Annotated in this window: 6 protein-coding genes and 1 pseudogene; 5 read left to right on the top strand and 2 right to left on the bottom strand. The window is 32.6% G+C overall.

Annotated features, from left to right (window positions below):
- Positions 1 to 36: 36 nt before the first annotated feature.
- Both HRU50_RS15760 and HRU50_RS15755 read left to right on the top strand, forming a co-directional pair.
- Positions 37 to 3,078: an RHS repeat-associated core domain-containing protein gene (locus tag HRU50_RS15760; RefSeq protein ID WP_296352240.1), complete on the top strand. Its 3,042-nt coding sequence runs from the start codon at positions 37 to 39 to the stop codon at positions 3,076 to 3,078.
- Complete coding sequence (locus HRU50_RS15755; protein ID WP_296352239.1) at positions 3,075 to 3,656, top strand: hypothetical protein; 582 nt, start codon at positions 3,075 to 3,077, stop codon at positions 3,654 to 3,656. Before HRU50_RS15760 ends, HRU50_RS15755 begins: the two co-directional genes overlap by 4 nt.
- Before the next feature lie 53 nt (positions 3,657 to 3,709).
- On the opposite strand, the gene HRU50_RS15750 is transcribed toward HRU50_RS15755, so the two are convergent.
- Positions 3,710 to 4,006: a helix-turn-helix transcriptional regulator gene (locus tag HRU50_RS15750; protein ID WP_296352237.1), complete on the bottom strand. Its 297-nt coding sequence runs from the start codon at positions 4,004 to 4,006 to the stop codon at positions 3,710 to 3,712.
- Positions 4,007 to 4,390: 384 nt separating this feature from the next.
- Here HRU50_RS15750 and HRU50_RS15745 point away from each other — a divergent pair, with 384 nt between their 5' ends.
- Genes HRU50_RS15745 through HRU50_RS15735 form a run of 3 tightly spaced genes read left to right on the top strand, consistent with a single transcriptional unit; the run spans position 4,391 to position 13,162 of the window.
- Positions 4,391 to 7,702 (top strand): RHS repeat domain-containing protein, encoded by a 3,312-nt coding sequence (locus HRU50_RS15745; RefSeq protein ID WP_296352235.1) that lies wholly within the window; start codon positions 4,391 to 4,393, stop codon positions 7,700 to 7,702.
- A 15-nt stretch (positions 7,703 to 7,717) separates the two neighbouring features.
- A complete protein-coding gene (locus HRU50_RS15740; protein ID WP_296352232.1) occupies positions 7,718 to 12,589 on the top strand; it encodes a DUF6443 domain-containing protein in 4,872 nt (1,623 codons plus the stop codon).
- A 3-nt stretch (positions 12,590 to 12,592) separates the two neighbouring features.
- Complete coding sequence (locus HRU50_RS15735; protein ID WP_296352230.1) at positions 12,593 to 13,162, top strand: hypothetical protein; 570 nt, start codon at positions 12,593 to 12,595, stop codon at positions 13,160 to 13,162.
- A gap of 46 nt (positions 13,163 to 13,208) precedes the next feature.
- Here the strand turns inward: HRU50_RS15735 and HRU50_RS15730 are convergent.
- Positions 13,209 to 13,421 (bottom strand): annotated as a pseudogene (locus tag HRU50_RS15730) (hypothetical protein); the annotation flags it as partial.

The following is a 13,421-nucleotide window of genomic DNA, read 5'->3' as shown; positions in this document are numbered from 1 at the left end:
AGCGAGATCGAGATTTGAACTCGAGACCTCCGGGTTATGAAACAGGCGGCACCGGGAAAGGATTGGAAGATGGGTAATGGACATGAGATTGAGATGGAGTATCTCACTAATACCAATACTACAGAGGTGAGACATTATAAAGTATCACTAGTAAAGAGTCAAGTACTCAATACGGTGACTTATGAGCCTACCTTAATCGATAATGGATATTATGGTTTGCATGAACTGTATAAAACAGTTACTAGAGACGAGAATCACAGTGGCACAGATAAAGACCACACCACCGAGGAGTATACAAACAAGCAGGGACAGGTTGTTTTAAAACGTACCTATGAGAATGATACAGCTCATGACACCTATTATGTTTATGATGATTTTGGTAATTTAACCTTTGTGTTACCACCAAAGTCAGAGGCACATACAGCACAACCAGATGCTACAGAACTGAGCGAATTATGTTATCAATATAAGTATGATCACCGCAACCGTTTAGTAGAAAAGAAGATTCCAGGTAAAGGATGGGAATCTATCATCTATAACAGATTAGATCAACCGGTAATGACTCAAGACAAAGAGTTGAAGAATGCAAATAAATGGTTGGTTACAAAGTACGATATCTTTGGAAGAGTTGTGTATACCGGAATCAAGAATACCAATGGATCCAGAACTGATTTTCAGAATATATTCAACAACAGTGGCGGAACCATATGGGAAACTAAGAACAGCATTGGTACAGGCTTTATGAACACGTATTACACTTCTAATGTATTCCCAACCACATTAGATGAAATCCATACCATAAATTACTACGACAATTACTATTTTGATCTCAATGGCGGTTTATCAGAGTCGTCATATGGTATCACCCCAATTACAAATGTGAAAGGCTTAGCCACGGGAAGTAAAGTGAGGGTTTTAGGTACTAATGATTGGATTACAACAGTGACATATTATAATGAAGAGTCAAGACCGATTTATGTGTACTCAAAAAATGATTATTTAGGAAGTATAGATAAAATAAAGAGTGAATTAACTTTTGACGGTGCGGTGCTTGAGACCACCTCTAGTCATAATAAAAACTTTCATACCATAGATGTCAAGGATAAATACACCTATGATCATATGAATAGGCTAACACTACATACGCAGTTATTAAATAATGCGGCCTTACCAGAGGTTATATCAAATAATAAGTATGATGACTTAGGACAACTGGTTAAGAAGGGTGTTGGTAATAAGGAGAACGTGACATCACGTTTACAGGATGTAGACTTCGAGTATAATATACGAGGATGGCTGAAACGCATCAATACGATTAATGAATTAGAGGGTGATCTATTTAGTTTTGAGATAGAGTATAACACTCCAAGTCAATCAGGTGCGGACGGATTATTTAATGGTAATATATCACAGATTAACTGGCAGACAGAGAGTGATGAAGTGTTATATAGCTATGTTTATGAATATGACGCATTAAACAGAATCAAAGGTGCTGGTTTTTACGGTCAAAATAGTAATAACAGATATAACCTAAACAACATCAGCTATGATAAGAATGGGAATATCTTAAGCTTAACAAGAAACGGACATGTAGTGGCTTCACCAGATGGAAATATAAGTAGTCACTTCGGTGTTATGGATCAATTGACTTACACATATGAGAATAGTAGTAATAGATTAAAGAAAGTGGATGATAGTGCTAATACAACCTATGGTTTTAAGGACGGATCAAACACCACTACAGAATATACCTATGATAATAATGGTAATATGCTGACAGATGCTAATAAGGGTATCACATCAATAAGCTATAACCATTTGAATTTACCAACAAATGTAAGTCTACCAGGTGGAAATATTACGTATATTTATGATGCCACAGGAGTGAAACAAAAGAAGATAGTGAGTACTGGAAATACAACAGAATATGCAGGGAATTACATTTATGAGAATGGGACATTAAAAATGTTTTCACATGCAGAGGGTTATGTAGAACCTATAAGATTAGGAAAGTTATCACAGTTCAACTATATTTACCAATACAAGGATCATTTAGGGAACATAAGGTTGACATACATGGACAAGAACCAGAATAACAAGTCAATACCAGTATTGGAGATCATAGAAGAAAACAACTATTATCCTTTTGGTGGGCTTCACAAAGGTTACAATAATGTTGTGAGTGCCAACAGCAATAGCGTGGCGCAAAAGTTTAAATATAATGGTAAGGAAATGTTGGATGAGCTTGGCTTAGATATGTACGATTACGGAGCGAGAATGTACGATACTTGGACTGGTCGTTGGAATGGTGTTGACCCACACGCAGAAGATTATTTTAATCATAGTCCATATCATTACGCAGGAAACAATCCTATTATGTTTGTTGATTATGATGGTAAAGATTATGGTATTACTATTGACCATAAGAAGAAGACAATTGTTATATCTGCTAACTTTTATTTTGATAATAAAAATGCAATGAATCAAAATCAAAAAGCAATAGATTCATGGGCTAAAATGACAGGTACATATACTACTAAGGATGGTATAGATTATGCAATCTCATTTGATTTAAATTCTTCTGTAGCAGGAAAGGGACAAAAAGCAGAAGATTTAGCCGACAAAGACTCAAAGGGAAATTATATTTCAGAGTTAAGCGACCCAGCTTATGCAAAGGAAGCCACAGCTATTTTTGGTTCTGTGAAATTTAAATCATTAAAGAAGCAAAAAAATGCGGGTATTACTAGAAATAGTAAAAAGATTTATAATAAAACCTCTTTAGCTACTGATGAAACTAGAGCTCACGAAATAGGGCACATTTTTGGTCTAGGAGAAAATGTCGGAGGTGTTATGGATTACAAATCATCATATAGTGATATGACATTACCGCAAACAGTTAATTTAAAATCTATTCTGAAAAAACCATATCAGAGATTTAAAAAGAATGGTAAAAACTTGAATACTGGAGGTACAACGACTGTTTTACCTGCAAAACTAGGCGGTACTATAGAAGTGATAGGTACTTATAAAGGAGGTACAAGTTTCTTAAATAAGAAAAAATTAACTTTAAAACAATGAGACTAATACTGTATCTTTTAGCATTACAAGTATTCTTAACATTACAAGGTGTTAATGATAATCATTTAGAATATGATACTGTAAACACGTATCAACCTACATTATTAGGGGTAAATTATGAAGATAACTTTGAATATTGGAAAGTGATTAAGAAGTCTTCCATTAAATATGATGAAGTAGATATACGTTATAGAATTTCGGTTAAATCTTCTAAAATACCCCAATATAGCAGAATATTATATAATAGGGATTGTAAGTCCGAGCATAGCCTTCCATCTTTTTATAAGTCAAAGAAGACAGATACAATAGTAGCAAATCATATAACTTTCCCGAGTATGTATAAATTCATTGATGAAAAAGTGATTGAGGAGGCTAAAGAATATAATTCAAATTCTTCTTTACCTTCATCAGAGAAAGTGGAAAGAAAAAAAGGATGGGATTTTTTAAAGTTTAATAGGGATAAGGTTTGTCTAATAAAACTTAAAATGTCAATAGGCTTTTATAATAAAAATACACATAGTATGAAGCTAATAGGAGACTATGATGATGAAATTACACTGTACTATATTACTTGGTAAATTATTATAACTAAATAAAGAGAAAAACCACTTCTAACGAGGTGGTTTTTTAGTTAAGAATACGCCAACCGAGCTTTAGTATCTCTAATCACGGCATCAATAGCAAATAAAATGTGCTTGCGGTCTTCTTCGGGAAATTTTTGGATAGTTAAGATACGCTTGGAAATATCCTCATCAACGAGAAATTCGGTTTTACCAACAAGATAATCCAAAGACACATTAAAAATATCAGCTAATTTGCTGGCAATCTCAATCGACGGTTTAGCTTCCTCACGCTCATATTTACCAATAACATTTTGGTGAACCTCTATTCTTTGGAAATGGGTCAGATTAGTTGATGAGCAAGCCACTAATGACGAGACTTTAAGTAATTTAAATTAATTAATAAGGGATGAATGTAATGTTCATCCTTTTTTTTTAATGCATCGAAAGGTAATGAAAATTGTATTAGTCATATAAGATTGAATTAAGCTGATTGTAAGAACAACGAATTTCAATACTTCTATGAAATACTATTAGTTTCAGCCACCTTAACTTGGCATATATAAAAATCCCCGACTTTAGAATTAAAATTCAATAAACTCTTGAGTATAAATTTTTATGGTTTTCACCTACTTATTGTAAGGTAAAACTATCTTTTAAAAGCTGTTGATTCATTAAAATTGATGCAATAAAGTTCAGTACTTAAAATACCATTTTTTTAAGTAGAAAATAATTTTTTTAGCATCATAATCATGAAGAAAAGCCATTTCATTCTCTTATTATTACTTCTGAATAGTTTTGTCCATGCTCAATTTAATGTGCAGGTTCAAGAACCAAAATCACCTCAAGCGTATTTGTTTCAAAAGTATGGAAATCAAGAAATTTCAAAGTACAATGGAAGACATAGCATGACAATACCTTTGTATACTATCTCCACAGGCGGTATTAATATCCCTCTTAATATATCGTATAGTTCAAACGGAATTAGAGTTGATGAAGAGGCCTCAAGGGTCGGATTAGGTTGGTATTTTAATTCAGGAATGATTTCTCAGAATGTATTGGGTAAGGATGACTTACGTCATAATCATCAGTTAGTAATTCCAGACTACTATTGGGCACCAAATCCACAGAATATTCTTTCGACATATCCTACAAATCAGGGTGAATTGGTGGTTCAGGATTCTTATGATCCTAATCGATTACAGTTGTCTATTGGTACACCTAAAAAAGACGAGTATTCAATCATAAAACTACAATCTGAAGGCTGTGGGGGTTCATTAGGAGACGGCGACATGTTATTTCCAGTTAATGGTAGTTTCTACAATTATACTTCTAGTAGTTTGAATAACGAATATCTTGGAGTAGATGTTGAGCGTGATATTTTTCAAGCCTCTTTCTTCGGTCACAATATTTCATTTTATTTAGATGGGAATAAAGGTAGAGTATTAAATAACGAGAAGTATAAAATTGAATATTCCATTGCTCAATCTAATCCAAATATGACTGATGTTTATAAATGGAAAATAGTTGATCCTTCGGGAGTAACATATTGGTTTGAAGAGGAGTTGGTCACCAATACAACTTCACCTGGTGGAACATCGGCACCATCTACTACAACTGAATTTAGTACTAAGACACAAACCCAGTATAATAATTTCATTGAAATACCTCAGAATTATAACCCGAGACAGGGTTTTAATTATACAAGTAAAAGTAGAACTTGGAAAATAACTAAAATAGTTGATGTTCATGGCAATGAGGTTTTATTTGAATATGAAATGTTGCCAACTGTAAAAAGTCAAAATCCATCAAGTGGGAGTATATATTTCAGAAAGTTAGCTCATTCTTCTATTCAACAGGGAGCATTAGGGGAAAGCTACTTTGACGGGCCAATAGAAAACATAATGCACATTACTTCAGCACCTGTAGCTGAGATATACGAGAAAGAATCATTTTCCTATAATTATGAAGAAAGATCAATCTTAAAGCGAATATTATTTCAAGACGCTGAAGTTGAATTTCAATTAAGTAATAGAATTGATTTACCCCATGATAAAAAAATTGATACCATTAATATTAAGCGAGGAAACACAACTTTAAAATCAATTTACTTCGAGTATTCTCATTTTAACGAAAATCACACAGTAGATAAGCAGAAAAGACTACGGTTAGATGGAGTCAATGTAAATGGAAAGTCATATAGTTTTGAATATAATGGTGACTTTATGCCTGATAAGAATTCACTTTCTTTTGACTACTGGGGATATTATAATGGTCTAAATAATCAAACAATTCATAAAAATCCGTTTAGATTAATTGAAGATTTAAATACACTTCCTATTTGGGGTATTGAGCCATTAATCACGGATTTTAATGGTTTATCAAATAAATCAGCGCATCCTGATAATTGTAAGGTGGGAATGCTGAATCGTATTGTTTATCCTACAGGTGGAAGTACAGAGTTTCACTATGAATTAAACACTTTTGACAATATATATTTTCCTGACTATGATAATAGGCAAAACTTTAACGGTAATAGTTTTACAATAGATAATCCTCAAAGTAATAGTAAGGGATATGGCCTTAGGATTAGTAAAGTAGTAGATTATAGGACAACAACTTCATCTGTAAATGATATAGCAAAAATTACTGAGTATACATATAATGGTGGAAAGCATCTTACGCCTTATGTATTTATGAATAGGGATCAAATTCGACGAGCCAATTTTCCATTTTATGGACCAGTCGGTGGTGTCCCTGATGCCACAAAAATTATAAACATTTATAACAGTCTAGAATGTTATTATTCAAATATTTTTCAGACCTCTTTGTTAGGAAATGGCAATGGTATAGGTTACGATTCTGTGATAACCAGGACAAAAGATTTAAGTGGGTTTGATAATGGAAGAATAGAGAGTTTTTACAGTAATGTACCTGACTTAAGACTGAGTCAAGTCGTTGGGAATTATGGTTCGGTTCCAGCAAGTCAAATAGATCAGTTTGGCTACTCAATAAGAGCGACAGATGAGGACAATGGTCTTTTAATAAAGGAGGATGTATATGATGCAAATGGAAATATTAAACAATCAATTGAAATAGATTATAAATCAATTGTTCCATTTACTGACCAAAATAATGGATCTCTCGAGACTTCCTATAATGTGAAACATATACCTATTGGAACCAGTGCTTATGTTGGTAGTTTTGGGTATTGTAATTTTTATAATAGTCTCTTCTTTTTTTATCCTTTAAGGCAAACTAAATCATTAATAGAAAAACAAAAGGTGACTTCTTATTTTGATAATGGCGGCTTAAAATTTTCAGAAACCTTAAACACATATAATAATAATTATATGCTCACAGAGAAACAGATTAAAGATGAATCTGGAAATGTTTTCCGAGTTGAAGAAACTACCTATAATTCAGGAAGTGATATTATTGGAAACAACTTTTTTCCTTCTAATAATCTTAATACAAATGCTGGTATCTATAACATTTTAAATAAACCTAATGGCACTAAAATAATTACAAATGGTGAAACTAAATCTATCCTGAATTATAATTATAATGACTCATATAAGGAATTACATAGAATTACAGAATATCCAAGAAACGACTATCTTTCAAAAAGAGTTCTTGATTATGATTATGACTCAAAAGGCAATGTTTTAGAAATAAATCAAACCGATGGAAGTTCTATTATGTACGTTTGGGGTTATGGTGATACCTATCCAATAGCTAAGATAGAAAATGCAAGTTATGACAATACAACAGCTTCGCAAGATTCTACCATTAATGCTGTTAAAGTAGCTTCAAACTTGGATGTAGATGATGCATCAGAAGATGCATTAAGAACAGCTCTTGATAATTTAAGACAAGCCTTCCCTCAATCTATGGTAAGCACATACACCTATGATCCACTTATAGGTGTCACCAGCATGACTGATTCTAATGGTCAAATAGCCTATTACGAATATGATGCGTTTAATCGTCTGAAACAGGTTAAGGATAAAGACGGTAATATCTTAAGTAAAAACGAATACCATTACGCAAACCAAAACTAAAACCAGACACAACTGATGAAAAATTTAATATATATCATAGCCTTATGTTTTGTGTCTCGCTTAGCTTTGGCACAAACTACAACAGAAAACTATATTAAGAACACTACACCTCAAACAGAGGTGCAAGACCAAGCGACACTCAATGCACTTAGTGACGATGATAAAATAGAATCCATCACCTATTTTGATGGACTTGGACGTCCAATACAAAGTATTGCCAAACAAGCTGGTGGTAATAAACAGGACATTATTACTCCATTTATCTATGATGAATTCGGTAGACAGTTAAGAGAGTATTTGCCATATTCTAGAAGTACTACTTCTCTAGATTTAGACGTAGGCTTATTACCTGTAAATGGGGAGATTTCATTATTAAATACTCAGTACTTAAATAAATTTCCAGAGGACTTAAATGGTGCTGTAAACCCTTATAGTGAAAAAAGACTAGAAGACTCACCTATTGGAAGAGTGCTACAACAAGCTGCACCTGGTTCAGAATGGTCTATGAGTAATAGTCATACTATAAGATTTGATTATTCAACTAATTCCTTAAATCAACTAGACCCTTTTAATCATGCTAATAATTCGTATGACAATGTGATTCATTTTGATGTCTTACATCCCAATAATAATACTGAAGAGACAGAATTGATTTATTCTGGACATTATGCCTCCAATGAACTGTATAAGACTATTACGAAAGATGAAAACTGGGTTGCAGGTAAGGATCATACAACCGAAGAGTTTAAAAACAAGGAAGGTCAGATTATTTTAAAACGTACTTATAATAATGAAGAACGTCATGATACTTATTATGTATATGACGACTTTGGTAATTTAACTTATGTGCTACCGCCAACTGCAACAGATGAAATGCTAATTCAGAGTAGTACAGGCCGTGCAGCTTCAATAACTAATTACTCATGGGTGCAACTCGCTAAGGTAGATAGTAACTTTGCAGAAGAGTATAATCGATTGTTACAAGATTATGATAATTCAAACCTACTAAATGCAGACATTAATAATGCATATGGTGGACAAGGTGGTTTTTCAGTCAATACTTTTGATGATAGCGAAGAAGTAATATTTAGTATTAACTTTTCTTCATTAGAACCCTTAGAACTTCAAAACGGGGAGTTGATATCACTTCGTGATTATGGGACACATAGAGATACTGAATTGGGACGTATTAGTGGAACTGATTATTCCTATATATTTAGTATTCGTGATAACGCAATACATGTTCAAGGTAGTGGTAAACTCAATGGGATAAATGAAGTATTCAATAGTAATACAACATTGGATTATGATCAAAGGTTTTTATGGACGCATTTTGTAGATATAGACAGCAGGTTCGCGGATGATCATGAAGGTGATGTATTAGAATATGCCAGTACAACCAATCAAGACCCTTTAAATGTTTATTTAAATAATATACATGGAGGTCAAGGTGGTCTTAATGTCACCGTAGATGAAAACGATCTAATCACACTTAGTTTCAACATTAATACAACAAGTGTACTTTCATTAAAACAAGGTGTGGTTCTAAATTTAGGTCTATCGAGACGTCTCGAAAATCAATATTTGGGAACTATATCAGATGGCACCTATAACTATGATTTTGAGCTTCAAGATAATAATATAGTAGTTACAGGAAGTGGCCTTGGTAATTCATTTGGAGGCATATTTTTTCCAAATGCGGCAAATACAAGTCCTTTAATTAATACAAATGCAATAGAAGGTTCATGCTATATCTATCATTATGATAAAAGGAATAGACTTATAGAGAAGAAAATCCCAGGAAAAGGTTGGGAATACATTGTATATAACAAATTAGATCAACCTGTTTTAACCCAAGATGCCAAACAACGCATAAATAAAGATTGGAATTTCATGAAATATGATGTATTCGGACGTGTTGTATATACTGGAATACATAAATATGCATCGGCAAGTCAGAACGAGAATGCAGCCCGTTTAGAGCTACAAGCTGATCTCAATTCACAATCGTTACAATTTGAGGCAAGAGGTATTGCAACAACTGTCATTGGTGCTATAACCATTGACTACACTAATCAGTCTTTGCCAAATACCAATTTAGAACTGTTAACTGTCAACTATTATGATAGTTATAATAATTTAGGACTTAGTGCTGATCTTATAAAGAATCATGGTGATATGGTTTATGATAAAACTATTGATATTCTTAATGTAAGGTCTTTAGCTACTGTTAATAAGGTAAAGGTATTAGATACTAATGATTGGATTACTTCTGTAGTCTATTACGACGATAGAGCCATGCCAATTTATTCTGTTAGTAAGAATGATTTCCTCAATACCTTGGATATAATAGAAAGCGATTTTGATTTTGTAGGTAAAGTTTTAGAGACGAAAACCAAACATATTAAAGACACTAATAATCCTATTATCATTGAAGATTACTTTACTTATGACCATTCAGGTAGATTACTCACTCAGACACAAGAGCTAGATAACTCAGGTCAAATAGAACTTATTGTAAATAACCATTATGATGAGTTAGGTCAACTAGAACAAAAAAATATTGGTGGTATGGCAAACGCTACACCCGAAGCATCAACAGGTCTACAAACGATTGATTATGACTATAACATTAGAGGTTGGTTGAAGTCAATTAATACCCCTTCAAGTTTAGGAACAGATTTATTTGCCTTTGAGATAGACTATAACAATCCACAAGATTTAAATAAAGCCTTGTTTAATGGTAATATTTCTGAAACTTCATGGATAACAGCAAATGATAACAAACTAAGAGGGTATGATTATACCTATGACGCTCTTAATAGAATAAAGACGGGTAGGTATCTTGGTAATCATACTCTAGTTGGTAATCCCAATGTCACTGAGAATTATGATCTTTCAAATGTTAATTATGATAAGGTCGGTAACATCACAAGTCTGAGACGAATAGGTTTAGTTACTGGTAGTTATTTGATGGACGTCATTGATGACTTAAACTATACCTATCAATCAAATAGTAATAAACTTATATCTGTATCAGACAATGGTTCAAAAGATGGGTTTATTGATGGTAATCTTGATCCCAATGATTATCTGTATGATGTTAATGGAAATATGATTCAAGATCTAAACAAGGGTATACTTAACATTGATTATAATCACCTTAATTTACCGACATATATAGAAATATCTAGCAGTGATCATGAGGGTAACATTTCTTATATATATGATGCCAATGGAATAAAGCTACGAAAAATAGTGAGTTCTAGTTCAATAACTGATTATGCTGGTAATTTTATTTATGAAGATAATGGAAGTGGCCATCAACTTAAGTTTTTCTCTCACCCTCAAGGATATACTGAACCAACTAACATAGGTTATAACTATGTTTATCAATACAAGGATCATTTAGGTAATGTGAGATTATCTTATAGTAATCCAAATAACTACCAATCTTTAATGAATAATGCCTTTTATACAGATGGAGATACGGCTGATATAAATTATTTTGGTCAAGGTGGAATTACGGTTGAAAATGGAAGACTAAAAGTTGAAGTGACAAACCAATTTAATGGAATACGAGTGCCTACTGATGCTACACTGAACCCAGGACAAGAAGTAACTGTTAGATTAGATATAGATACAGGTAACACCGATAAAATTCGTATGTTTATGAGTGAACAAGACATTAATGGTAATAATATTGGTAGTGTGGTGTATTATGAGCCTGATGTCAGTTCAGGTCATCATGTTATCACTCATACGATGCAACAAGGTGTAAGAGTTAGCTTAGGTTTTGATAAATCGCACCAGAGTAATGATCAAGGGATATTAACACATTTTTATTTAGATAATTTGGAAATTATTTCAGGATCTTTAGAGATTTTAGAGGAAAATAACTATTATCCGTTTGGTGGTCTTCAAAAAGGTTACAACAGTATCGTGTCCGCTAATAGTAATAGTGTAGCACAGAAGTATAAGTACAATGGAAAAGAATTACAAGTTGAAAATGGGATGAATTTATACTATTACGGTGCTCGTTTATACGATCAATTTACAATAAGATTTGTAAGTATTGATCCATTAGCTGAAGAGTTTCATCTACAATCCACATATGTTTACGCAGCAAATAATCCTATTTATTTTGAGGAAAAAAATGGAGAATCACCAGACCCGCCTGAAATTTTGGGATCGGCTCGTACATTTCTAGGAACCATGTATGAATGGGGTGGTAAAAAACCTCAAAAACATCTTGTTGGTGCTTATATTTACATTGAATCATTTAATGGATTAGTAGATTCATTTATATTAGCAGAAGAAAAAAGATCTTTGGTGAATACATCTATTGATTTGAAAAATGGTTATTTTGATGGTCAAGGGACAACGCAAGGTATTTATGATCAATATGGTGTTTCACAAGGTTGTTCTTTTGGAATTGATTGCTCTGGACTAGCATCTACTGCTTTTAACTCTGATTCAGATAAATTAATGGGTGATTTAAAAGTAGGGACAGCCCACCATCAAAGGCAACAGTTTGCTGATGCTATGGAAGAAGGGACAGGTATCTTGCATGAAAATGCTAATTTAATAGGAATGGGGGATTTAGTGTTTTATGAAAATAAAAGGGGAACAGTAACACACGTAATGGTAGCCACTGGGAAAGTTCAAAAAGATAAAAATGGTAATGTAACAAGGTTTCAAATAATACATGCGCCCAAAAGTGTAGGAAAGGTAGAGTATGACTGGAGAACTTATAGAGAAGGAAGACACTCAGTTGGTCATACCTACAGAACGGGAGAAGAAAATAATGCAGCAGATATTTGGACTTGGTTATCAAATTTCTTTTTAAACTTTCAAAATTTCACTGATAATTATCAAAATGAATAATTTATGAAAACAAGAATTTTTATATTGATGTTAGTATGTATTTATTCATGTGTTAATATTGATCATAAAGTTAATGAGGACAACACAGTTCATAATACGGCTTTAGAGAGCAAAAACACAATTATAAATTGTAGGCAATACAAGCATTTTTTTGATTCAATACCTTATGAAGAAAAATTAGATATTAAAGTCAATTTCGAGAATGTCAAATGTCAATTAACAGAAAAAGTTGATATGAGAAAGTATAACTATTTGGAATTATTGTCAAAGTACAATTACAAAGAATTTGATATTTACTTATATAGGTTTAATTGTATAGCAGGAGGAGGATGTGGTGATTATTTCATGTCAGTTATTAGTCGAGACTTAGAAGTTTTAGATTCAAAGATCATAGCAAGTGAAGTTTCAGAAGGTGAGAATAATACTACTATCGAGAATTTTAATTTTAATAAAGGGCAGTTTAGTTTTAATATATTAACTGAATATTATAGTGAAGAATTGGATAATTATATTGAGAATATTAAATCCAAGGTTTTTGTAATTACTGACTCTGGTAAAGTTACATATAGATAGTTGAGAATTAGAATGTAAAACTACCTGTAATGAAGCGGTTTTTTTGTTAAATAGTACTAATGTTGTAGGGCTTAATAAAGTGCCCAAAAGTATTAAATAGATATTCTCTGTTTTTATTTGAAAAACCAATTAAACCCTGAAATCGTTGCAATGTTTTATGGCCTTTAAATAAGTCTAAATTATCGTTTTCACCCAAATAATAATTAAGATTAGTATTGAAAGTTTTTTCAAATTTTATATTGTCTTTAATTGTTGATAG

Source organism: Winogradskyella sp., assembly GCF_013213835.1.
Lineage (GTDB): Bacteria > Bacteroidota > Bacteroidia > Flavobacteriales > Flavobacteriaceae > Winogradskyella.
Note: the sequence above shows the minus strand (reverse complement) of the source record. Positions and strands in the feature narration are given on the sequence as shown.

Excerpts from the sequence above, each read along its gene's own strand:
- HRU50_RS15760 (WP_296352240.1), top strand. The coding sequence starts at position 37 with ATGAAACAGGCGGCACCGGGAAAGGATTGGAAGATGGGTAATGGACAT.
- HRU50_RS15755 (WP_296352239.1), top strand. The coding sequence starts at position 3,075 with ATGAGACTAATACTGTATCTTTTAGCATTACAAGTATTCTTAACATTA.
- HRU50_RS15745 (WP_296352235.1), top strand. The coding sequence starts at position 4,391 with ATGAAGAAAAGCCATTTCATTCTCTTATTATTACTTCTGAATAGTTTT.
- HRU50_RS15740 (WP_296352232.1), top strand. The coding sequence starts at position 7,718 with ATGAAAAATTTAATATATATCATAGCCTTATGTTTTGTGTCTCGCTTA.
- HRU50_RS15735 (WP_296352230.1), top strand. The coding sequence starts at position 12,593 with ATGAAAACAAGAATTTTTATATTGATGTTAGTATGTATTTATTCATGT.